Origin of the sequence: Prosthecobacter sp. (assembly GCF_044232965.1) — a bacterium.
In the GTDB taxonomy this organism is placed as follows: Bacteria; Verrucomicrobiota; Verrucomicrobiia; order Verrucomicrobiales; family Verrucomicrobiaceae; genus Prosthecobacter.
Genome location: NZ_JBIIKX010000005.1, coordinates 76,772 through 100,714, shown reverse-complemented (window position 1 = coordinate 100,714; position 23,943 = coordinate 76,772). Strand labels below are relative to the sequence as shown.

17 protein-coding genes are annotated in these 23,943 nt (G+C 60.7%); 9 read left to right on the top strand and 8 right to left on the bottom strand.

Annotation, left to right across the window (positions count from 1 at the left end):
• Positions 1–44: 44 nt before the first annotated feature.
• The 5 genes from ACILSI_RS03860 (at position 45) to ACILSI_RS03840 (ending at position 6,059) form a co-directional block, all read left to right on the top strand.
• Entirely contained in the window at positions 45–359 is a 315-nt protein-coding gene (locus ACILSI_RS03860) for a hypothetical protein (protein WP_395720528.1), read from the top strand.
• 119 nt (positions 360–478) lie between these two features.
• Entirely contained in the window at positions 479–979 is a 501-nt protein-coding gene (locus ACILSI_RS03855) for a hypothetical protein (protein ID WP_395720527.1), read from the top strand.
• 122 nt (positions 980–1,101) lie between these two features.
• Positions 1,102–1,554 (top strand): hypothetical protein, encoded by a 453-nt coding sequence (locus tag ACILSI_RS03850; protein WP_395720526.1) that lies wholly within the window; start codon positions 1,102–1,104, stop codon positions 1,552–1,554.
• Positions 1,555–1,665: 111 nt separating this feature from the next.
• A complete protein-coding gene (locus ACILSI_RS03845) occupies positions 1,666–2,907 on the top strand; it encodes a TolC family protein (RefSeq protein ID WP_395720525.1) in 1,242 nt (413 codons plus the stop codon).
• Positions 2,908–2,924: 17 nt separating this feature from the next.
• Positions 2,925–6,059, top strand: coding sequence for an efflux RND transporter permease subunit (locus tag ACILSI_RS03840; protein WP_395720524.1), 3,135 nt, complete (start codon positions 2,925–2,927; stop codon positions 6,057–6,059).
• 8 nt (positions 6,060–6,067) lie between these two features.
• Here the strand turns inward: ACILSI_RS03840 and ACILSI_RS03835 are convergent, their stop codons facing one another.
• From ACILSI_RS03835 to grpE, 7 genes are all read right to left on the bottom strand, one after another.
• Positions 6,068–6,607 carry a septal ring lytic transglycosylase RlpA family protein gene (locus tag ACILSI_RS03835; RefSeq protein ID WP_395720523.1) on the bottom strand — a complete coding sequence of 180 codons (540 nt, stop codon included), beginning with the start codon at positions 6,605–6,607 and terminating at the stop codon, positions 6,068–6,070.
• 138 nt (positions 6,608–6,745) lie between these two features.
• Positions 6,746–9,076 (bottom strand): sialidase family protein, encoded by a 2,331-nt coding sequence (locus ACILSI_RS03830; RefSeq protein WP_395720522.1) that lies wholly within the window; start codon positions 9,074–9,076, stop codon positions 6,746–6,748.
• Positions 9,077–9,530: 454 nt separating this feature from the next.
• Positions 9,531–10,415 (bottom strand): polysaccharide deacetylase family protein, encoded by an 885-nt coding sequence (locus tag ACILSI_RS03825; protein WP_395720521.1) that lies wholly within the window; start codon positions 10,413–10,415, stop codon positions 9,531–9,533.
• Between the two features lie 41 nt (positions 10,416–10,456).
• The gene (locus ACILSI_RS03820) at positions 10,457–11,197 is read right to left on the bottom strand and encodes a pseudouridine synthase (protein WP_395720520.1); all 741 of its coding nucleotides are present in this window, start codon (positions 11,195–11,197) and stop codon (positions 10,457–10,459) included.
• 24 nt (positions 11,198–11,221) lie between these two features.
• Positions 11,222–11,557, bottom strand: coding sequence for a hypothetical protein (locus ACILSI_RS03815; RefSeq protein WP_395720519.1), 336 nt, complete (start codon positions 11,555–11,557; stop codon positions 11,222–11,224).
• Positions 11,558–11,584: 27 nt separating this feature from the next.
• Positions 11,585–13,075 carry an Hsp70 family protein gene (locus tag ACILSI_RS03810; RefSeq protein WP_395720518.1) on the bottom strand — a complete coding sequence of 497 codons (1,491 nt, stop codon included), beginning with the start codon at positions 13,073–13,075 and terminating at the stop codon, positions 11,585–11,587.
• 46 nt (positions 13,076–13,121) lie between these two features.
• Positions 13,122–18,677 (bottom strand): nucleotide exchange factor GrpE, encoded by a 5,556-nt coding sequence (gene grpE, locus ACILSI_RS03805; protein WP_395720517.1) that lies wholly within the window; start codon positions 18,675–18,677, stop codon positions 13,122–13,124.
• 154 nt (positions 18,678–18,831) lie between these two features.
• Between grpE and ACILSI_RS03800 the strand changes: the two genes are divergently transcribed.
• Positions 18,832–19,656: a hypothetical protein gene (locus ACILSI_RS03800; protein WP_395720516.1), complete on the top strand. Its 825-nt coding sequence runs from the start codon at positions 18,832–18,834 to the stop codon at positions 19,654–19,656.
• Positions 19,657–19,662: 6 nt separating this feature from the next.
• Here ACILSI_RS03800 and ACILSI_RS03795 read toward each other — a convergent pair whose 3' ends face one another.
• Positions 19,663–20,325, bottom strand: a complete 663-nt coding sequence (locus ACILSI_RS03795) for an FHA domain-containing protein (protein WP_395720515.1) — start codon at positions 20,323–20,325, stop codon at positions 19,663–19,665.
• Between the two features lie 131 nt (positions 20,326–20,456).
• Between ACILSI_RS03795 and ACILSI_RS03790 the strand changes: the two genes are divergently transcribed.
• The 3 genes from ACILSI_RS03790 to ACILSI_RS03780 are packed head-to-tail and all read left to right on the top strand — an operon-like array spanning position 20,457 to position 23,933.
• A complete protein-coding gene (locus ACILSI_RS03790) occupies positions 20,457–20,921 on the top strand; it encodes a hypothetical protein (RefSeq protein ID WP_395720514.1) in 465 nt (154 codons plus the stop codon).
• Between the two features lie 12 nt (positions 20,922–20,933).
• On the top strand, positions 20,934–21,860 hold the full coding sequence (locus tag ACILSI_RS03785; RefSeq protein WP_395720513.1) for an FAD:protein FMN transferase: 927 nt from the start codon (positions 20,934–20,936) through the stop codon (positions 21,858–21,860).
• A 57-nt stretch (positions 21,861–21,917) separates the two neighbouring features.
• Positions 21,918–23,933 carry an ATP-dependent DNA helicase gene (locus ACILSI_RS03780; protein ID WP_395720512.1) on the top strand — a complete coding sequence of 672 codons (2,016 nt, stop codon included), beginning with the start codon at positions 21,918–21,920 and terminating at the stop codon, positions 23,931–23,933.
• Positions 23,934–23,943: the final 10 nt, after the last annotated feature.

The window sequence follows — 23,943 nt, the reverse complement described above, 5'->3', positions numbered from 1 at the left end:
AAGTGATAGACAGGGTTGGTTGTCGCGTTTTACGGGGAGTGAAAATGCGTTCCGCCAACTGGATGCTCTGCATCCTCGCCTTGCTGCTGGCCCTGCCAGTCGGCTTGGAGGCGTGCTCTGTGCCAGGGGCAGTCAGTGAAAAAGATCAGCCACATGCCTTGGTGTCAGATGGTGATGACCAGGCGTCATTTGCCCAAGCGCTTGATCCTCATGTGATGGACGCTGACTGGGCTGATTTCCCGGCCCTGCTGAGCACACTGCTCGTTCCATCGGCGGGAACTCGCCTGGATGTGGCAGCGCCTCTGCAATCCAGTGTCGGAGTGCGCCTGCATCGCAGGCTCTGCAGGGAGCTTTGCTGAGATAGACACAGCCTCAGCTTCGCACGGTCGCCGGTTTGTTCGGACCTCCCTTGTCGCGGGATCGTGCCCCCCCTCTCATTCCAAGGGAGATCCGTGTCATTTTATTCCCATACCCTCTTATGAAATCCTTCCTATTAATTTGCAGTCTCTTCACTCTGGCGATCCAAGCCAACGCCGGCACACCCAAGGTTTCCATCCAAGTTCAAATCCATGGCGAGCGCCAGGACAAGGAGCGCGGCTCTCCTGACCAGAGCCGTGCCTACAACCTCATCGTTCGCGTCACCAACCCCACCCCTCTGCCGATGGAGGGGCTCACTCTAAAATGGGCGCTTTACGCCGATAGTCTTCAGCGTGGAACCGACGAGATTATTTTGGAGAAAGCGGGTGAACAAACCTTCAATGTCGAGCCCTCGGGCCGGTTTACGGATGTCAGCACGGCCAAGGTGGTCTTTAACTGGACTCCTCAGCACTCGGAGCGCACCGGCAGCGGCAGGCGTGTGCAGTTCAAAAAGGTGGACGAAACCGGCCATCGTTATCATGGATACTCAGTTCAGGTGCTGCAAAATGGCGAGGTGATTGGCGAGGCTTACAGCCACGCAGCGCTCAAAAACCAGCAATGAATTCTTTCTGAAGTCGTTTTTGAGGCTGGCGCATCGTCGCAGGCAAACTATCCTTAAGATCAAGTAGAATGAACTCCCTCCGTCATCAGCAAGGCACATCCCCGCTCGCACGGGCGGTGCATTTGCTGCTGCTGCTGGGGTGGCTTCTGTCGTCGCAGGGGCTTGCTCCTGCGCTTGCCCTGACAGCAGCCTGGCTGGATGGCGGGCATGCGGTCAAAGTCGGGGCTTCATCGGAGGGGGCGGTGACAGTCGTGCTCACCCATGAGGAGTCGGCGAGTCCAGCAGAGGTTCACCAGCACGATGTCCTCAATGTTCTCATCGCAGTCTTTGCCCAGACAACCAACATGGACAAACCTGACCATGTGTTGTCCTTCAAAGACGTTGAAGATGCCTCGCGCATGCTGCGGCGGTTTTCGTTGGATCTGGAGACGACCTGTCTTGCCGCTCCATTTGCCTGGACATGGTTGAAGACGCCTTTGTTGGCAGTGCGGACACAGGTTGTCCGTCACACTGAGGCTCCGACATGGTCGCCCGGCCTGGAATTAAAGGTCGGCATGACGCTCATGCTCTGCTGAGGTTTTGTGGTTGAAATCAACCGTGATCCGCCGCTGCGGATCGCACGCCGTTCACGTCCACGCATGGCGTGAAGGCAGCCCAACCTCCACCTTTTTCGAAAAACACGCGCTATGAAAACATCCACATCCTTATTCTTCAGCCTCTTATTGTCCGTCACCGCCTCCGCCGAGCCCGTCACCGTTCACTCACTTGTTCAAAGAGCCCTCGCCACGCATCCAGAGCTTCGCTACTACGAAGCGCAGATTGATGTGGCCCAAGGCGGCAAAACCAAGGCGGGCGAGATCAAAAACCCTGACCTCATGACCGGCGTCGGAAACTGGCGCGTGCGCGATCTCGCCACCAATACCGTCAGTGACGGCCCCACCTGGGCCGTGCAGCTCACTCAGACCTTTGAGTGGCCCGGTCGTCTCTCCCTGCGCAAGGCCATCGCGCAAAAAGACATCGAACTCGCCCAGCTCGGCATCGAGCAGTTCCGCGCCGCGCTCGCCGCGCGCGTGCGTACCATCTCATGGAAGATGCTCGCCGCGCAGGAAAAAACCCGTGCGACCGAGGAAGTCGCCAAACGCTTCAAATCCCTCGCGGATGTGCTGCTTCAGCGCGATCCCGCAGGTGCAGCGCCACGCCTTGAAGCGCGCATCATCCAGGCCAGCGCCCTCACACTCGGTTCTGAGGCCACGCTTGCTCGAAACGAGCTCGAAGCCGCCCGGTTCGAGCTCAACCAGCTTCTGGGTGAGAAGGCCGAGCACCCGCTGGAACTGCGCATGGAAAATCTCACACTCAATCCGCCTCCGGCACTTGAGGCATTGCTCGCGGATGCCCGCCGGAAGAACTTCGACCTCCGCGCCCGCATTCTGGATGTCGAGCAGCAGGGCTATGCGGTGAAGCTCGCACAAAACGAACGCTGGCCTTCGATCACCGTGGTTCCGTATGTGCAGCGTCAGAGCAATCAGACCCGCGAAACCCAGGTCGGCATCGGCATTTCCATCCCGTTGCCTCTTTGGAACCGAAACAAAGGCGCCATCGACTCCGCCAAGGCCAAGGAAGTCCAGGCCGAGGTCATGCTCACCGCGCAGTTGCGCCAGCTCGAGCGTGATGTGGCCTCGCAGTCCAGCCATTATCGCCTCCATGTCGAGGAACTCGTTAAATGGCCCTCGGACACACTCGATGGCTTCCGCAAAGCCGCAGCCGAAGCGGATGAGCACTATCGTCTCGGCGCCCTGCCACTTTCCACCTACACGGAGCTTCAGCGTCAATACATCGGTTCTGTCACCGCCGTGCTCACTTCTCAGCTTGGCGCGGTCGATGCACGCCTTCAGCTAGAGCAGCTCACCGGCACCAAACTGGCCCAGTAACCTTTTCACCCACGGCCATGCTCAATTTCCTGTTGGAGTTTTCCGTCCGGCAGCGCGCCCTCGTGCTGCTCGGTGCCTTTTGCCTGTTCGGAGCAGGTGTGTATTCACTCATGCATCTGCCCATTGATGCGGTGCCGGATCTTACTGGCCCGCAGGTGCAGGTGAATGTCGCCGTGCCGGCCCTCGCGCCGGAGGAATCTGAACGCGCCGTCACGCGGCCCATCGAAATGGCGCTCGCGGGCATGCCCGGCGTGCTCGATTCGCGTTCCATCACCAAATTCGGCCTCAGCCAGGTCACGATCGAGTTTGAAGACGGCACGGACATTTTCCGCGCCCGCCAGCTCGTCACCGAACGTCTCACGGCGATCATGCAGGACCTGCCGCCTGGCAGTTCGCTCAGCCTCGCGCCGATCAGCACCGGCCTCGGCGAAATCTTCTACTACACGCTGCATTGGAAGAAGGACGCCAAGGAGAAACCCGCCGATGAACGCGAAGGATTGATGCGTCTTTGGGAAACACACGAGTACATCGTCAAACCCATGCTGCGCACCGTGCAGGGCGTCGCCGAGATCAACAGCAACGGCGGTCATCAGCGTCAGGTCACCGTCGAGCCCATGCTCGACAAACTGAAAGCCGCAAACATGACCGTGGGTGAATTGGCCGACATCATTCGTGGCAACGTCGAAAACGCCGGCGGTGGGGTCATCAATCGCGATGGCGAGCAGCTCACCATCCGCAGCGTCGGCCGTGTGAGCACGGCGGAGGAGATCGCGAAGCTGCCGATCAAGTTCGGAGCCGCCGTGCAGCCGATGAAAGTCGAGGACGTGGCCAAAGTGCAGTGGGGGTCCGGCTTTCGCGGTGGCGCAGCGACCATGGACGGCGAGGAAGTCGTGCTCGGCACCGTGATGATGCTCATGGGCCAAAACGCCCGCGTCGTCTGCCATCGTGTGGCTCCGCGACTCGAAGAGGTGCGCGAAAAACTGCCTCCAGGCATGGACGTGACCATCGTTTATGAGCGTAGCGATCTCGTCGAAGCCACCGTCGGCACCGTGGAGAAAAATCTCGTCGAAGGCGCCGTGCTCGTGGTCGTCGTTCTGCTCGTTCTGCTCGGAAACTGGCGTGCGGCGATCATCGTGGCGCTCGCCATCCCACTTTCCTTCCTCTTCGCTATTTGCGGCATGGTTCAGGGCGGATGGTCGGGCAATCTCATGAGCCTCGGCGCGGTCGATTTCGGCCTCATCATCGACGGTGCCGTCGTGATGGTCGAAAACATCGTTCGCAGGCTCGGAATCAAGCAGCACCACTTCGGTCGCATTTTGACGCGGGAGGAGCGCAGCCGCGAAGTGCTCGCCGCTAGCAAGCAGATGGCCTCGCCGATGTTTTTCGGCGTTCTGATCATCACCATCGTCTATCTGCCCATTTTGACACTCACCGGCATTGAGGGGAAAATGTTCCGCCCGATGGCCGTGACAGTCATTTTCGCCCTCATTGGTGCCTTGCTGCTCGCTCTCACACTCATGCCCGCGATGTGTTCCTATTTCCTCGGCGGCGACATCAATGAGAAGGAGAATTGGATCATCGCCGGACTCAACCGCATCTTCCAGCCGCTGTTGCGCCTCGCCATCAAAGCCCGCTGGGTCGTCACCCTCATCGCCATCGGCTTTTTCGGTTTCTGCGGCTGGCGCTTCACCACACTGGGCGCGGAGTTCGTCCCGAAACTCGATGAAGGCAGCATTGCGGCCATGATTTACCGCAAAGTCGGCATGAACCTCAAAGAGTCAGTCCACGAGGATCTCGAGCTCGGTAAGATGGTGCGCGAGAAGTTCCCCATGGTCACCCGCTTCTTCACCCGCAGCGGCACCAGCGAGGTGGCCACTGACCCTATGCCGCCGAACGAGACCGACTTCTACGTCTTCTACAAACCGCTCAACGAATGGCCCAAAGGCCCCGGCATGCCGACGACGAAGGAAGAACTCTGCACCGCCATCGAAGAAGAAGCGCTGCGTGAGCACGAAGGCCAGACCATCGAGTTCGGCCAGCCGATCGAGACGCGCTTCAACGAGATGATGGAAGGCACCAAGGCGGAGCTCGCTGTGCGCATCTACGGCATCGACTTCGACGTGCTCGAAAAACTCGCCAACCAGATCAAGGACATCATCAACGACACGCCCGGCGGCGAGGCCGAACTGGAAACCGACGGTCGGCCCAGCAGCGTCGTGATGCAGGTGAAACGTGAGGTGCTCACCAAATACAACGTCCCACTCGCCGAGCTGAACCGTGCCGTTTCCTCCGGACTCGGCGGCGAGATTGCCGGTCAGGTTGTCGAGGGCAATCGCAAGCGCGACATCGTCGTGCGTCTTCCTGAAGAAGATCGCTCCAAGGAGGATATGATGAAATCTCTCCCGCTTCGTGTCGGCGACTTCGGCATGATCGCGCTTGGCGATGCGGTGGACATCCGCACTGAAAAAACCGTCGATCCTATCCGTCACAGCCGCACGCAGCGACGTGCCGCTTTGCTCGTCGGTGTCAAAGGCCGCGACATGGAAGGTTTTGTCAACGAGGCCACCGCCCGCATCAAAAAAGAGGTCAAATTCCCCGAAGGTTACGACTTCGAGTTCGGCGGCACCTTTGAGAACCTGCAAGAAGCCCGCGCCCGCCTCGCCATCGTCGTGCCGACAGCCCTGGTGCTCATTTTGATGCTCATCTTCTTTGCCTTTGGCAGCGTGCGGCAGACCCTGCTCGTCGCCACCGGCATCCCGCTCGCGTTGACCGGCGGCATCATCGCCCTCGGCCTGCGCGGCATGCCCTTCAGCATCACCGCCGCCGTCGGCTTCATCGCCCTGAGCGGTGTGGCCGTGCTCAACGGCCTCGTGCTCGTGAATTACTTCAACGAATTGCGAGAGGAAGGCATGAGCGTGCGGGATGCGGTGCTCAATGGCGTCGCCACACGACTGCGGCCCGTCATGATGACCGCCCTCGTCGCCGCGCTCGGCTTTGTGCCCATGGCCCTCGCCCACGGTCCCGGTGCCGAGGTGCAGCGCCCCTTGGCCACCGTTGTCATTGGCGGCATCATCAGCTCCACGCTGCTCACGCTGCTCCTGCTGCCGATGCTTTACGACTGGATCGAGCGCACGGTGAAGAAAGAGGATTGATCAAATCATCAACGATAACCTGCCGGCGGCGGTGGCAGTCCAGAAGGCTGGGCTGTGGTGCCGTAGCCGGCGGGAGGCGCTCCATAATTCGCCGGTGGAGCGCCGTAACTGGCGGGTGGCGGAGCGCCGTAGTTCGTCGGAGGTGGTGCGCCATAACTCGCGGCAGGGGCCTGGCCTCCTGGGATGGTCTTCGCTGTCACCGTCACATTGGAGAGCTGATTGTAGGGGATTTGGATGTATTCCGCTGCCGCCCGGGAGAGGTTGATGACACGGCCAGGATAATGCGGGAAGCGGTCGTTGACGACAACCTTCACGGAACGTCCATTGTAACTGTTTTTGACCTTCACCTCGGTGCCGAAGGGCAGGGTGTTGTGCGCTGCCGTCCAGCCTTGCGGGTAATAGGGCTGGCCAGAACTGGTCATGCGGCCCGCGTATTGATCCGCGATGTAGGAGGCGTAGCCCTGCTCCTTGTAGGCGGGCGGAGCGCAACTGATCAGAAGCGCGGGCAACGTCAGGGAAACCGTTCGGATGAGGGCGGAGATGTTCATGTTCTGCTGGGGGAGAATAAGCGGGTTTGTCAGACGCACAATCCCACTCACCGTTCGTTCTGCGAAACAGAATTCATCAGGTGCTCCAAGGGTGGCGGAGTGGCACCCCTTGGCTCTTCCAGCTTGAAGGGTTGCGAACTACTTCAGCGGCGGCAGCTTCGCGCTGTAATGCACGGCGCGATGCCGGTTGTCATCGAAGGCGAAGTGAAGCCACTGGCCGTCTTTGCTGACGAAGCCGTCGGGGTAGTTCATGCGGCCTTTGGGGCCATCGACGGATTCCTGCTGCAGCACGCGCTGGTAGGGCCAGGTCTTCATGCCGTCGAAGCTGATCCACAGCGCCATCGGGCTGCGGTGCTTGCTGTTGGGGTTGTGCAAGATGGCCACGGTGTCGCCACCGAGATTGTAGAGCGTGGTTTTGCTGCCGGGATTGGGGATTTGAGTGGTGCTGGCGAATTCGGGCCAGGTGAGACCACCGTCCTTCGATTCCGCCTTGTAAAGCATGCCACCGAGGCCGTCGCCACGGATGACCATGGTGATGCGGCCATCGGGATGCTCGAAGAGGTCGTTCTCCGCCCAGCCGAAGTAGCGGCTGTTTGGCGTGAGACGGATGTTGCCGTGCTCGCTCCAGGTTTTGCCGTTGTCGCTGCTGATGAGCACGCCGTTGCGCGGATTGGTGAAGGCGCGATCAAGCGGGGCTTTGTCCTGCTCGTCATCGGGGCCGATGTAGTGCTGGAACGGAATCATGATGCGACCGTCTTTGCAGACGATGTGCTTGCGGATGAAGGTGCGCTCTTTGAGGCGACCGGGGACTTCGATGGGCTTGCTCCAAGTTTTGAAGGAGTCGTCGCTGGTGAGATACCATGAGCGCCACCCCGTGTTCCAATGCTTGGCGTGCGTGCTGAAGAACAAGGTGCTGCGCTGGCCGACGATCATGACCTCGGTCGGTCCCTGGCCAATGGTGGAGCCTTCGCGTGGGAAGCCCACATCGAAGCGTTCCAGCGGGCTCCACGTCCTGCCCTTGTCCATGCTGCGCGTGACTCCGGTGTAGTTCAGCGGACTGGGCTCGATGTCACCACCGGCGAGCATGAACAAGATCCATGAGCCATCCGGCAGTTCGCGCAGGGTCGTGTCGCACACTTCCTTGTTAGGCGTCACGCCATCATACGGGATGCTCTTGAAGTCCTGCTTCGCGTCTTCAATGCCCTGCGCGGTCCACTTGGGATCAGGCGTGATCGCCTTCGGCAAATGAGGCGCGAGCGCTTTGTTCACCACCGTCTTCCCAACACTGATCTGCTTAACGATTCCATTCGGCTCCACCAACAGCTTGCCGCCCAGCGCTTGCTTTACGATGTCGTCCTCCGTGAATTTCACATGCAGGATCTCAGCATCGGTGTGGCGGTTCCAGTCATAGAGGATGTGGATGTCACCGTTCGGCGCTTGGAATCCGTCTGGATAGGAAACTTCGGCGCGATCATCGATCAGGAAGCCTTTGCCCCATGACTTGCCGTCATCGTCGGAAAGGAAAGCTTTCAAATTGGAGCGGCGCGGCAGACGTGCGTTGATGGGGCCGTTTTTGACGAGGATGAGTTTTCCGCTGGCGAGACGGCGGATGAAAAAGCGCGCGCTGGGATTTTGAATCGACGACGGTTGCGGCTCGCTCCACGTCGCGCCTTTGTCGGTCGAAACACTCTCACTGATGCCATCCTTCGTCCGCGCGAGCATCCACAGGCTGCCGTCCTTGCGCTCCACGATCATGTGCTCGTCGAAATCGGTGCGCGGGAAGGCCACGCCGCCGCGACGCTTCCACGTTTTGCCCTGATCGGTGCTGGCGAAGACATTCGCCATGCGGATCACGTCGAGATCCTTGTGCGCTTCCTTATCCACGCCTGGGCCGTGCATGCGGTCGCGCGTCCAGAGCGCGACTGGCAGCAGCCAGTCACCATTGCTGAGCACCGTGGGTTTGTTCAGCGTGCAGCCATCGGCAAAGCGCACCGGCGCGGTCCATTTCGGCTCCGCTGCATCGGGCTCATCGCAGCGGATGTACCAATCGCCGCAGCGTCCATCGAAGTAGCCGATGCTTTGATCAAAGAAGCACCACAAGCGGCCCAGCGGGTCGGTCCACAGGTTGCCGACCAGCGCCCGTCGCTCATAGCGCACGCCATTCATCTCCCCATCCTGCGGATCGATCACGACGCGCGGTTTCGACCATGACTTCCCATCGTCATCACTCGTCGCCAGCATGAAGAAGCCGTTCGGCGAGTCGCCATTGCCCACCCATGCGGCCCAAAGGCGGCCTTTCGGCGTGCGGTCGATGCCGATGATCATGTTGCCGGGTCGCTTCTCCGCGTCGTATTCGGGTCCGGGCGCGGTATTGATGACCGGCGGCTCCAGCGCGAGGTCGAGCAGAGCCTTGTCCTGGGCGAAGACGCTGCTGGCGGCAATGAGGGCGGCGATGATGAAGAATCTCATGGTGTGGGGCTATCAAACGTGTTTATGGGCGGGCTTTGCCACAATGAACGACGGATCATCGTGGTATGATAACAAGGGGATGCCGCCATGAAGGTTGATCTGCGGCGTATCACGGCCTAACATCATCGGCGTGGCCCGTTAGCGTCAATGCTGCGGACCGGCTCTTTGAAATTTCCGCCGCCTCGCGCGGCCTTTTAACTTCCTGCGGTGTTCGTTTTCGAGCTTTGCGGCCCGGCCCGATTCATCAACTGCGGGGGCTACGCGCTGAAGTGACATGTCATGCCTTCACTGGAAGACAGAGCTTCATCACGCGGGTTCCCACCTGGTCTCATGGGATACGTGAGCCCTTTGTATTCGGACGGCACAGGCGGGTTTGAAAGCGTCCCGGCTCCGCCCGGGGCGCTTTCTCTATTTTGGAGCGGCGACGATTCGTCGGCTCTCCATGAAAAAGAACTCAAGCCTTCGGCTTGGTCTGCGGCAACGGCTGGGGATCTTTGTCACCCACGCCAGCAGCGGGGCGGATGATCACGCCTACGGGCATGGAGGCCTTTTCCATGTTCAAAAGCTGGCTGACGGTGACGAATTGATAACCCTTCGCCAGAAGCTGGTCGAACATGGCCGGCATGGCGGTGATGGTGGGCGGATGAATGTCATGAGAGAGCATGATCGCTCCCGGATGCGCGCCATTGACGAGGCGGCTGGTGACAGCGGCCACGCCAGGGCGGCGCCAGTCCTGCGGATCGACGGACCACATGATCGTGGAATAGCCGAACTCGGAGAACATGAGGTCTTTGATGCGGGTGTTGATCGCGCCGTAAGGCGGGCGCATCAGGTGCGGGCGCACGCCGGCCACCTCATAGACGGCGTCTTCGGATTTCTTGAGCTCGTTGCGGATCTGCTCGTCCGAGCGGCTGGTCAGGCTGCAATGCGTCCAGGTGTGATTGCCGATCTCGTGGCCTTCCGCGATGATGCGGCGCACGATGTCGGGATAAGTCTTCACCAAGTTGCCGATGAGGAAGAAGGTGCATTTGATATTCCGCTCCTTGAGGAGATCGAGCAGTTTCGGGGTCAGGCTCGGATGCGGGCCGTCGTCAAAGGTCATCGCGAGTGTCTTCTGCGTGATTTTGACGGAGGAATACGAGGTGCGGGCGCCTGCGGGCGGCACGACGGGCATGGAAGACGGGTTGTTCAGCCGTTTCACCAGCGGGTTTTCGACCTCTTCGGCTGGCAGCGCTTTCCGCGCCTCGATGGCAAGCTTCTCCGGTTTGGGAGCTTTTTGCTGGGTTGTGCAGCCGGTGTTGGCCGCCAACATGATGCCAAACCAAATGCTAAGATACATGCGTGGGGGGATCACAAGGAGAGGAGATTAACGGGTGAAATTCACTCGCGAAAGCTGGAATTTCTGAAAATCGAAGAATCGCCAGAGAGGGCCGTCTTCCAGGCGGCTTGCGGGTCCAGCGGACGCCACTGCCCCGGTTCCAGATCTTCCGGCAGTCCAATGGGGCCGATGCTTTCGCGGTGCAGCCGCGTCACCCGGTTGTTCACGCGGTGGAACATGCGCTTCACCTGATGGTAACGGCCCTCATGCAACGTCAGCCGGGCGTGGCGTTCGCCCAGAATGACGAGTTCGGCGGGCAGGGTGGTGATGTCCTCCGTGTGGAAGTAAAACCCACGGGTAAACTCGGCCACGGCCTCTGGGGCGATGGGTTCGGCGGTTTCGACAAGGTACACCTTCGGCACCTTGTGCTCCGCCGCCATCAGAAGCTTCGACCAGCGGCCGTCATTGGTCAGCAGTACCAGTCCGGAGGTGCCCCGGTCTAGCCGTCCGGCGATGTGGAGCGAGTGTTTGTCAGGATCGTCGATCAAATCGATGACGGTAGGATGCTGGTCGTCCTTCGTGGCGCTCAGAATGCCCACCGGTTTGTGCAGCATCAGGTATAGCGCCCGTTCTGGCGTCTGGATTACTGTCTCATCGAGTTCCACCCGCATGAAGCGGTCCACCGGATGATGCCCGTCCGTCACGACGACGTCGTTGACCCTCACACGTTTTTCCGCGATGGCCCGATGCGCTGCCTGACGGCCCATGGATTCATGGGCGGCAATGAGACGGTCCAGTTTCATGCCGCAACCACCGCACAGGCTGGATCAAATCTCTCCGAAGTGCTTTTCGCGCACCTCAACGATGGCATCGAGCATTTTGTCGGCTTCGGCGCGGGTTTTGGCGTCGAGGCTGGAGGCGCTGCGGTTGTAGCGACGGAAGAGGATTTTCAACTGCGCCCGGACTTCGTCCTTGGGCATCTTTGAGGTGATGCCGCACAGCTCCTCGGCGGTTTTGGGCGGTTCGGCCTTCGTGGCGGCGGGCGCGCCTTTGTTGACCTTGTCCAACAGCGTGCCGCCCGCCTTGGGCGCGGCCTGCGGCTTGGGTTCGGCGGATTTACCACCACCGAGGGATTTCGAGAGGGACTTGAGGATTTTGAACATGGCGTGGTTCCTTTGAGAGCGTGCGGGTTACTCGATGCGCATGGCGCGGAGGTGCGCGCTGCGACGTTTCAATTCCTCGTCAGAAAGCACACCTGCGCCTTTGTAGCTCACGGCGACTTCCTTGCTGCGACCGGACTGCTTATCGACCACCAACGCGCGCACGCGCTGGTTTTCATCGTAGCTGAAAGTCACGGCGATCTCGCAGCCCTTCGGACGGTTTGGCGGCACTTCGAGTGTGATGCGGCCGATGACGTCGATGAATTTCGCGTCCTCGTCCTCGCCCTGGGTGATGTCTACCTCGATGACGCGCTCGTTGTCCTCGGAGGTTTGGTAAACCTGGGAGCGGGAGCAGGGGATCGGCGTGTTCTTGGGGATGACGATGGAGTTCATGAGCTTCTCCTCCTTCGTCTTTGCGTTATAGACCATGGCCAGGGTGCCGTAGCTCGCATTGCAGACTTCCTGGATCTTCGCGGACTTCTTCGCAAACAATGCCGCGCCCAGCGCGACACACTCATCGACGTTGCCGCAGGACTTAGGTGTCTTGCCGAACATCTTTTCCAGAATCGTCTTCACCTTCGGAATGCGCGTGGAGCCGCCCACCAGAACGACGTGGTCGATGTCGGAGGGCTTTAGCTTTGCCGAATCCAGCGCCTGCTCCACGAGGAAGACCGTGCGGGTGAGCATGTTGCGGATGATTTTTTCAAAGCCCTCACGGGTGAGGTCGATGCGCGCGATACCGCTGTTCTGATCATTCGCCACGGTGTCGTTCACACGCTGGAGCTTGGAGAGCATCTTCTTCGCGTCCTCGGTGGCCTGGAGCACGCGGCGGCGGTGGCGTTCGTCGTTGTAGAGCGCCGCGCCGGTCTGTTTTTTGTACTGCTCGGCGTAGGCTTCCAGCAGCAGATCGTCAAAGTTGCTGCCGCCAAGGTGGCGGGCACCTTCGGAGGTCAGGATCTTGATGTTGTCTCCCTCGACATCAAGGATGGTCGTGTCCAGCGTGCCGCCGCCGAGGTCGAACACCAGGATGCGTCCCTTCACCCCTTGCGAGTGGGCGTAATACACCGCCGCCGCCGTCGGCTCGTTCACCAGACGCTTCACCTTCATGCCGGCCATCTCTGCGGCTGCGATGGTGCTCTTGCGGGCCAGTTCGTTGAAGTTTGCCGGCACGGTGATGACCACCTCGGTAATATCGCCGCAGATCTTCGAGCAGTCGCGCTTCAGCTTGGAAAGAATCAGTGCGGAAATTTCCGCCGGGGTCCATTTTTTGCCGTCGATCTCCACCAGATGCTCCGGGTCGTCCATGTGGCGTTTGATCTGGAAGACGGTGCGGTCCGGCTCGCCGCCATCGCGCGCGGCGCTGCCCACGAGCTTCACGTCCTCATGCGAGTCGAAGAAAACCACCGAGTGCGTCAGTCGCTCGCCGTCGGAGTTCGGGACGATTTCAGGATTGCCATCGGGTTTCAGGTAGGCCAGCCCGGAGAGGGTGGTGCCAAGGTCGATTCCAACGTATTCAGCCATATGACGAGAGTGATGATGAGTAAAAAAGCGCGCTCCGGGAGAGGTCTCACTGGCTGGAGGTGCGCACCTCCACTTTGCGCAGGATAATCTCGTGACCCTCGCCACGCGAGAAGATAAAACCAGAACGGCAGCTTTCCGTCACACGCGGCTTCGACTTGCCCGGCAGCGAGTCCACCACGGCGATGCGCTTGCGCAGCTCAATGTCCACCTCGGTGCCGGGAGGCACGTCGAACTCGGTCACGCCGTGCTGGTGCAAAATGTCCTCAAACGAGGCCCGCAGCGTCTGAAGCTGGCCGGGCACGTCGCTGCCGTTGGCTCCCGCGTAACGCGCCACCAGCGCGTCGATGAGGTCGATGCGTTTGATGATGTCGTTGGCGAAGATGACCACGGTGCTGTCCTCGGTGGGCAGGCCGCGGCGCATGATCTCGTGTTTCTCCTCCAGCTCCTCCAACTGGCCGCGCAGACGTTTTTCAATGTCCTGCCAGTGCTTGAGCTGCGCCTCCGCCTGCGCAAACTCCTGTTTGCGGCCTTCCAGCCGCGCCAGCTCGGCCTGCGTCTCTTCGAGACGCCCGGTGGTGCGCTGCTGCATCGTGCCGAGGTCGGCGATGCGTTTTTCCAGCTCCGCGATGCGCTTCTTCTGCTCCACCTCGTAGTTTTGCAAAGTCGCGGCCTGTTTCTGGATCTCGGCGCTGAACTTCTTGAACTCCGCGTCCGCCGCCTCGCGGTCCTTGCGCGCCTGCTCGGCCTTGGCGGACTCGCGGTTCAGCGCTTCCTGGGCGGCGTTGAGTTTCACCTGGATGGCCAGATCCTCCTCGGCGGCCTTGCGCAGGGATTTGTTGATCTCCGTCTGGCGTGACTCCAGGCCCGCCAGCGCCTGGCCGAGACCGAGAATCTGACCGCCGACCTTGAGATAGTCTCCCAGCTCGTTTTGCCGGGCCTCGATCTTCGTCTGCAACTCCTTCAGCGCCATGTCCGCGCCTTGGATGTCTTGTTTCTGCGTGTCGATCGTCTTGGCGAGGCGTTCCTCGTCAGCCTTGAGGTTTTGCACGCGGTCAAGCCGCTGGCGCAGCTCGCCTTCGAGGGCTGCGGCGTCTTTCTTGGCGGCGTCGGCCTTTACCTTCGTTTCCTTGAGTTCTTTTTCGAGCTCGGCCTTCTGGACCTCTGCGGCGCGTGATTGTTCCTGCGCGGCCTTGAGCCGGGCGGTTTCCCTGTCCACGTCCTGCTGCGCCTTCATCACGCGCTCTTCGCGCAATTGATGCGCCGCTTCGAGCTGGCTGATCTGCTGCTGAAGCTCGGCCAGCTTCTTGTTCTGGTTGTCCGTGCTGACATTGAGACGCGTGACGAACTGCGAGGCCTCGTCACGCTCCTTGTTCAATCCGCCCAGCATGGCCTGAATGCCCGCCAGCTCGGTGTTGAGCGCCGGAATCTGCTTCCGCAGGCTCTTTTCCTCACTTCGGGCGGCTTCCAGTGTGGCCTCGGCCTCGGTGCGTTTTTTGTCGGCGGCTTCCTGGGTGGCTACGGCCTTCTCGGCGCGTTTTTCGGCATCGGCGGCCCGCGCCTCGGCGGTTTTGACGTTCTTGGTGAGTTCGGCAAGACGCGTATTTTCCGTCTTGAGGGACGCTTCGAGCACGGCGAGCTCCTTTTTGAGCTTCTCCTGGTTCCGTGCCAGTTCTGCCAGTGCTTTGTCCTCGTTGTGGCGTTGTGCCTCGGTGTCCTTGAGCGTCTTGGCGGCGGTGGCGATGCGCGCATCGACATCCGCCAGCTCAGCGAGGCGTTTTTCAGCGGCGGCGATGCGTTCCTGCACGCCTTTGAGCCGTGTCTCGGCAGCGCTGGCCTCGGCGAGCTTTGCTTTCGTCTCCGCTTCGAGGTTGGCGCGCTTGTCGCCGAGAATCTTGTCGAGATTGATCGATTCGACGCGCAGCGCCTCGACAGCGGCGTCGGATTTCTGGCGTTCGGCCAGGGATTCCTTCAAAGCGGCGGCGGCGGCATCGCGGTCCTTGATCAAACCGGCCAGCTCGGCCTTCACATTGTCCGCCTCGGCGCGGGTCTGCGTCACGCTGGCGCGGAGATCCGGCAGCAGCGCCTCCAGCTCGGCACGTTCCTTGGTGAGACGCTGCGTTTCAGCGGTCAGCTTGTCGCGTTCTTGTGTGGAGGCGGTGATGGTGGCGGTCAGCTCAGCCTGCTGCTTGTTCGCGGCGGCCAGTTCTTTGACGCGGTCTTCCAAACCGGCGGTCTGCTGCGTCAGTTCGGCCACACGCGCCTCGGCGGTGGCGATTTCCTTCTGCCGGCCGGAGATCCGGTCCTGCAGATTCTGATGATCGGACTCGGCGGCGGACAACTTTTGCTGGGTGCTGGCGTGCGTCGTGGTGAGCGTGGCGATGACGGCTTCCAGCCCGCTGATCTTCTCTGCCAGCGTGAGCTGCTGCTGGGAGCTCTTCTCTGCGGCTGCGGCTGCGGCTGCTGCCTCCTTCTTTTTCTCGATGGCGCTGGTGGTGGCCTGTTCCAGATCGGTTTTGGCCTGTGCCACCAGCTCGCTGAGCTTCTTGTGCTCGGCCTGCACGGTTTTGAACTGCTGGGCGGCGTTGGCGGCGAGTTCCTCCAAGTTTTTCGTGCGCTGCTCGGCGGCGGCGACCTGCGTTTCACGTTCCTTGAGATCATTCTCGGCCAGACGGAGCTGCTCACGCACCTTGCCCATGGCCTGTGACATCTCGGTCTGCTGCTCTTCAATCAGACGCACCTCTTTTTCCACCGCTTCGCGGCGCTGGGTGAGTGTCTGGGTGAGCAGGGTTTGCGCACGGCCGTGCTCAGTGGAGGCCAGCAGCTCGCGGGTGCGCTCGTCGCGGTCCTTCACCAGAGCGGCGACTGCGGCGACAACCTCCGCCTTGTGCGATTCGACGGCTTTGAGCGCTTCAGACGCGTCATTGAGCTTGGTGTCGGTCGATGCGAGGTCGTCTAGTTTGTTGTTGAGGTCGGCGACCTTGTCTTCCAGCGCTTTGACCTCGGCCTGAACAGCCGCGAGACGTGTGCCTCGCTCGGCGATTTGAGAATCGAGATCCGCACGACGCTTTTCGGCCTCCTGCTGCGCTAGATCGTCCGCTGAACGGGCGTCGCGGCCTTGTTTGTCGATGGCGGCCAGCCGGGCCTGAGCCTCCTGCTGCTGTTTGGCAAAATCGGCCTCGGCGTCCGCCTTCTGTGTGTTCAGGTTCGCGACCTGTTCTTCGGCGGCAAGACGCTGCTGGTCCAGTTCGGCAAGCTGGGTGCGCAGTCCCGTCAAACGTTGCTCGGCGGCGGTCGCTTCGGTCTCGTGGGACTGTTGTTTCCCGAGCAGGGCACCAATGGCGGCGTCGAGCAGACCGCGCTGGTTTTCCATCTGCCCGAGCGTCTGTGTCAGAGCGGCGAGGCGGTCCTCGTTGCCACGCAGTTCATTGACACGGGCGGCGATGGTCTTTTCCTCGCCACCGAGCTGGGCGATCTGTGATTGCGCGTCGCGCACCTGCTCCTGAGCCTTGGTCAGCGTGGCGTTGACGGCCTCGATCTCGTCCTGCTTCGTGCCGCGTTGCGCGTCGAGCTGGGTGAGTTCGGCGCGACGTGCGTCGAGCTGTTTGTCGAGGTCTTGCAGCTCGGTGCTGCGTTTCGCGCGTTGCTCGGCCTCAGATTTCTGCGCGTCGTCGCGCAACGTGTTGAGGCGTTTGACCTCCGCGTCGGCTTCGGCGGCCTGCTTCTGCAAATCGGCCAGTTTTTTGGCTGTGGCGGTCTCGTCGGCGCTCAGTTTGGCAAAGGCGATCTCACGAGCTTTGACCTCGTCGCTCGTCTTGGTGAGCACGGCCTGCTGCGTGGCGAGTTCGCTTTGCATTTTCGCCAAATCAGCCTGCGTTTTGCTGAGTTCGGTGGTTTTGGTGGCAAGCTGCGTGTCGAGCGCCTGCAACTCACCACTGCGCTTCGATTTGAGCTCGGCCTCGGATTTTTGTGCCTCGCTTTGAAGCTGGGTGACTTCTTTGAGCCTAGCCTCGGCCGCCGCGAGCTGGGATTGCAGTGCGGTGAGTTTTTCACCCGTGGCGGTCACATCGGCAGCAGCTTTCGCAGCAGCGGCTTCCTTCGCTTTGGCCTCGTCGCTTGTTTGGGTGAGCGCGGCCTGCTGTGTGGCGAGTTCGCTCTGAATTTTCGCCAAATCGGCCTGCGTTTTGCCGAGTTCGGCGGTCTTCGTGGCAAGCTGGGCGTCGAGGTTTTGCAGTTCGCCGCTGCGTTTTGATTTGAGTTCGGCCTCGGACTTCTGCGCGTCGGCCTGAAGCTGTGTGACTTCTTTGAGCCTGGCCTCGGTGGCAGCGTGGGCCTGGAGGGCGGTGAGTTTTTCGGCTGCGGCGGCAACTTCGGCTGCTGCCTTTGTGGCAGCGGCTTCACTGGCCTTGGCCTCTTCGCTGGATTGAGCGAGCGAGGCGGTGATTTGCTCAAGTGAGGCGCGTTTGGCGGTGACTTCGGCCTCTAAGGTCTGCAATTCGGCGCTGCGCTGGGTTTTCAGCTCCGCCTCGGACTGCTGCGCGGTGGCGAGGAGTTGGTTGATGACGGCGACTTTGGCCTGCGCGGAGGTTTCCTCGGCCGCAAGTTTCGCAATCGTGGCCTCGCGGTCTTTGCGTTGCTTGTCCGCCTCGTCGTGCAGGGTTTGCAGGCCTTTTTGCGCGGTGGCGAGATCGGTCTCGGCCTTGGCGACGAGGGTGCGGGTGGATTCGAGCTTGCTTTCGATGTTGCCGAGATCGCGGCGTTTGGCGTCGAACTTCTCCGCCTCGGTTTTGGCGTTTTCGACCTCGGCGCGTGAGTTCTGCACCTGGGTGCGGAGCTTTTCGATCTCGGTCTTGAAGCCGGCGATCTCCGTTTGAGTTTGGCCAAGCTCTTTTTTGCGGGCGTCGATCGTGGTTTCCAGGGAACGGACCTCATCCCGCCGCTTCTGCTCGATGTCGTTCTCCGCACGGAGGACATCGCGCTGGCGCGTGAGTTTTTCGATCTCGTCCCGCAGTTCGGCGGCCTGACGGCCGGCGGCGGGATCGGGCGCTGGTGCCGGCGCGGTGGAGGCCGCAGGTTTCGGCAGAAAGGAGACGGGCGGTGTGAAGCTTGGGGGCTTGGACGATTCGGCCGGAGTGCGCTGGACGACGGGCTTGGTGACCTCGATTTTGCCTGTTTCAGGCGTGGGCTTGGGCGGTTCGTCTTTGTCGCGGGCCGGGATGCTCTCGGTGTCGCCTTTTTTACCGTCTTCGCGGGTGGGCTGGCCTTTGGGCGGGGCGACCGTCTTGGAGCCGCTGTCTGGGGCGAGCCCCTTCGGCGCACGTTCACGGAAGCGGCTCTCAAGCTGGCCGAACATGATGCGGTCGCCACCTTTCACCCGGGCGCGCTCGACGCGCTTGCCATTGACGAAGGTGCCGTTGGAGGACTTTAGATCGACAATTTCGTAACCGCCGTCCGCCTGGCGCAGGAACTCCGCGTGGAAGGAGGAGATGAAGGTGTTGTCGATGACAATGTCATTGCTGGATTCACGCCCGATGGAGAGCCGTTCTTCGAGGATGTCGAAGACGAACTCATTTCCATCATTAAGATTGAAGGCCAGATATGGCATGCCGGACGCGCAGGAAGGCTAAAGAGCCAGCAGAATAAGGGTGGAAAATCAGTGAATCAAACTTAATGAAATCGCAGGGGCAGGAAGATGGAGGAATGTCTTATTGTTTCAAAAACCACTTCGATAGAACAGCATCATTTAAGATTTCTAAAATATGAACCCGCACCTTGTCTCCACCAAACTTGGCGTTCTAACCCTGTTTTTGAGCTGCCTGGCCAGTTGTGCCGAGACGCCGCCCCCTGTGGCGACAAGCAACGCACGGCTTTCTGCGGTCCAAATCGACCGTGTAGGTCGGCGTATCTGGCAAAACGAGTGCGGTGGCACCGTGGCAGGGCTGACGAGCTGGAACGTGGGAGAGGACTTCGCCTCGCTCGGCATCGGGCACTTCATCTGGTATCCGCAGGGGCAGAGCGGGCCGTTTGAGGAGAGTTTTCCGCCGCTGGCGGCCTTTCTGGCCGCGCGAGGTCATGGGGTGCCGGGCTGGATGCGTGGCTCCTGCCCATGGCCGACGAAGCCGGCTTTCGAGGCGGACAAGAACGGTGCGCGGCAGCAGGAACTCCGCGCGTTGCTGGGCCGGACGGTGCGGGAGCAGACGGAATTCATTATGGAACGAATGGAGCGTGCGCTGCCGAAGATGCTGGCGGCTGCCCCGGCTGGAAAGCGTGCCTGGGTAAGTCTGGCCTTCGGTTCCCTGAAGGCTACCCCCGAAGGTGTGTTCTGTTTGATCGACTATGTGAACTTCAAGGGGGAAGGAACCAGCCCCAAGGAACGCTATCAGGGCCAGGGCTGGGGCCTTTTGCAGGTGCTTCAAGAGGTCGGAGAATCGCCGAGCAGCTACATCGCATGGAATGTCCAGTTCGCCGAAGCCGCGAAACGCGTCCTCAGCCGCCGGGTGGCGAACGCACCACCGGAGCGCAAGGAGCAACGCTGGCTGGCCGGCTGGCACAATCGCTGCGACGGTTATAAGAGGTCGCTGTGAGCGTTGCTACTCGTCTTTCCGCTCGATCTTGATCTTTGGCATGCTGCCGGTGACTTTCGCCATCACGTCGCTCAGCAGGTTGCCGTTCATCTCCTTTGAGTGGCGCATGGCCAAACCGACGACGAAGGCGAACACAAACATGGCGGTGACAATGATGGCGGACATGCAGCCGCTTTCTGTCGTGTCAGGGTAGCTGTTGGCAGAGGTTTTGCCATAGGCGCGTCGCACCGGGCTGAGCTGGCGGCCACCGGCTTTCGCAGGCGGTGCGGCTGATGGGGATGGCGGCGCATCATTGGCGGCTGAAGACGCCGAGGCCGGCGGCGGCAGTCCCTTGGAGGCACGCGGCGGTGCCACGGGCTTTTCTTCCAGCACCGCAGGCGGATTGCCCGCGTAAAAAACGGCCTGCACATCCCCGAAGCCCACGCGGTCGCCATCCTTGAGCTTGGCCTCCTCAATCTCCGCTCCATTCACGCGAGTGCCGTTGCTGGAGTTGAGATCATGCACATAAACACCGTCCGCCGCCAGCTTGATGACGGCGTGTCGTCCAGATGATGACGGGCAGGTCAGCACCACCAGGCTATCCGGGTGGCGGCCAATGGTGGTCACTTCATTTTCCAGCTTGTGGACGAGCGTGCTGCCGTCCTCCATGTAAAAGACTACCGAGGCCATGAATACGAATATGGGGGGTGAATGTTCGCGAAATCAGGAACCAACCACGAACAGCTTAACAGAAACTTGGGATTTTCCTGATGCAACGGCTATGTTCGCGTGTGAGATTAAAATCCTTCTCATTCTTCGCCATGCGCCTCTCCGCCGTCCTGCCCCGCCTCGTTTTCGTCACGTTTGCCGTTTCGATGCTCCTTCTTGCTCCCGCATGGCTGCATGCAGATGACCAGGAGGACGCGGAAAAAGCCGCGCATGCCCTGGCCTATGACCAGGAGAAAGAAGAGTTCAACATCCGCGCTGAAACCTGGGTGCGCACCCTGGAGCCCAAGGTCGGCAAGGCCTCGCGCATGCAGCTTTACAAAGGCAATGAGTACTGCTTTTGCGTCGCGGTGCCGAAAAAATCCGGCGTCCACATCACTGGCGCCGTGCTCGACCTCGAAGGCAAGCCTGCCGGCGAAATCCTCCCGGTGCTCGACGGCTGGGGTTTTGTGCTTTTCTACAAGCCGAAGAAGACCGGCATGTACATGATCGCCATTCACCAGACGGAACAAGGCAAGCGCAAAGAAGTGCCCTGCGCCATGGTCACCGGCTACAAATGACCGGCCGGGGCCATGCGTCGCGCCCTTCATGCTCTTTTGATCCTGCTGCTCTGCGGCTGCTCACGCGAAGAGCGGCGCATCACCCTTGGCGGGCGCACCATGGGCACAGCATGGGCTCTGCGGGCTGATGCTTACGCCCAATCGATTCATCAAACCGACCTCCAGCAGAAGTTGGACTCCTGGGAGGCCATTCTGAGCCACTGGCGGCCTGATTCCGACCTTTCGCGCTTCAATTCATCCACAAGCACCGACTGGATCGCCGCTCCTGCCGAACTCATCGAAGTCGTCGAACTCGCGCAGCAAATCGGCCACGACACCGATCATGCACTCGATGTCACCATCGCCCCGATCGTCGATCTCTGGGGCTTTGGAGCCCAGGGGAAACGCGATTCACCTCCCACCGAATCCGAAATCACGGCCGCCAAAGCCAAATGCGGCTGGCAGCATCTCCAAATACGCCACGATCCTCCCGCTCTGCGGAAAACCATTCCTGACCTCCAGATCAACGTCAGCGCTGTCGCCGAAGGCTGGGCTTTGGACAAGATCGCGAAGCAGCTCGAATCCAAAGGCATCACAAATTTTCTCCTCGAAATCGGCGGTGAAGTGCTCGCGCGTGGTGAATGGAGGGTCGGCATCCAAACGCCCGCAGCTCCACCCGGCGAAGCTGCTCAAGCTCTTCAGCTCAAAGACCAGTCTCTTGCCACCAGCGGGGTGTATCGCCAAAACTTCACCGCCGAAGGCAAACAGCGCTCTCATATCCTCGATCCACGCACTGGCCGTCCTGTTGAGCATGAACTCGCCTCGGTGAGCGTCATTCATTCATCCGCCGCCCAAGCCGACGGCTACGCCACCGCCCTGCTCGTGCTTGGCCCCGAACAAGGACGCCAAATCGCCGAAAAACTCGGCCTGCGTGTCGTGTGGTTCGAGCGTGGCAAATAGCATGAGGTGCAAAAAACCTTTGCCCTTCGTCCTTAGCTCTCTGCTATCCGCCCTCGCATGTTTCACGTCGCTGAAGATCACGAAGAAGGAGTCGCTGGCCGCATCTCGCGTCCTCCGCTGGCTCCGCGCATGCGTTTCGCCTTTTCCAACGACGGGAAGATGGCCGAGTCACCGCAGTTCGAGTATCGCCCGCAACAGCAGCGCATGGCGGAACTCGTTGGGGCCGCGTTAGACGGCAATCACGCCTTCGTCTGTGAAGCCGCCACCGGCGTTGGTAAATCGCTCGCTTACCTCGTTCCCGCCGTCACGTTTGCACTGGAGCAGAAGCGCAAGGCCATCATCTGCACGCACACGATCAATTTGCAGGAGCAGCTCATCTCCAAAGACATTCCCATCGTCAAACAGCTCGTCGGCGACTTCCATGCCGAGATTCTCAAAGGCCGTGGCAACTACATCTGCCCCACACGCCTCAAACGCGCCCTCAACGAATCTGGCGATCTCTTTTCCACCTCTGAAGCCTCCGAACTGAAGCTCCTGCTCGACTGGGTGGCCGAAACCGAAGACGGCACGCTCAGCGATCTCGATTTCACACCCAGCGCGCGCGTCTGGTCGCTCGTGTGCAGCGAGCCGCATGCCTGCACGCCGCGTCGTTGCCCGCCCGGCAGCCGGTGCTGGTATCAGGACACTCGCCGCCGCATGGAGCAGGCAGATGTCATCGTGCTCAATCACACGCTGTTCTTTACGCTCCTCGCCTCTGCCGACGAAAACACGACCGAAGACTGCAATTTCCTCTTCCCGCGCGACTTCGTCATCCTCGACGAGGCGCACACCATCGAGAATGTCGCCGCGAAGGCCTTCGGCCTGCACATCAGCGAGTCGAATATCAAATTTGAGCTTGGCCGTCTGCACAATCCAAAGAGCCGCAAAGGCTTCTTCCAGCTCGTCGGCGACAAGGACGGCGTGCGCGAGGTCTTGATGGCCCTGGACAGCGTGGACACCTTTTTCCGTGCCGCCGAGGCCAGTTGCAAATTCAACGCCATGGGCCGCGAGTTCCGCGTGCGCGAGCCCGGTCTCGTGGAAGACACGCTCAGCCTCCCGCTGCAACGCCTCGCCCAAAAAGCCATCAAAGCCGGCGATGCCGCCAACAAAGAAGGCACCAAGCTCGAACTTCACGACCTTGCCAAACGTCTCGGCGCGATCCGCGTCGGCTTGAAGACCTTCCTCGATCAAGAAAACGAGGATCACGTTCATTGGGTCGAGCGGGGTGGCCTCGACAACCGCATCGTCTCCTTCCACACCGCGCCCGTCGATGTTGCGCCGCGTCTTCGGCAGATCTTTTTCGCCAGTCACAAAGCCTGCGTCTTCACCAGCGCCACTTTGAGTATCGGCGACGACCCCAAGATCCGCTACTTCCGCAATCGCGTCGGCGCTGAAGAAGCCCGCGCCGCCTTGATCGAAAGCCCCTTCGACTTCAAGAAGCAGATGAAGCTCTACCTGCTCAAAAAGATGCCGCAGCCCAGCGAACCTGGTTATCTCGACCAGCTTGAGCACTGGATCACGCATTTCATCGATCTCAGCATTGGTCGCGCCTTCATTTTGTTCACCAGCTACAGCCAGATGACCTCCCTGGCCGACAAACTCGAAGCCCACTGCGAAAAACGTGGCTGGCGGCTCCTCGTGCAAGGCCGCGGTATGCCACGGCATCAAATGCTCGCCGAATTCAAGAACGACACCCACAGCGTCCTCTGCGGCACCGACAGCTTCTGGACCGGCGTCGATGTTCCCGGCGAATCCCTGAGCAACGTCATCATCACGCGTCTGCCCTTCGCCGTGCCGGATCATCCGCTCACCGCGTCGCGCATTGAGCACCTCGAAGAACAAGGCCTCAACGCCTTCACCGAATACAGCGTCCCCGAGGCCATCCTTAAGCTCCGCCAGGGCGTCGGCCGCCTCATCCGCACCGCGACCGACAAAGGCATCTGCGCCATCCTCGACAACCGCATCCTGACGAAGCCGTATGGCCGCGCGTTCCTGTCATCGTTGCCCGAGTGCCCGACGGAGATTTTGCAATGAGCCTGAGGCA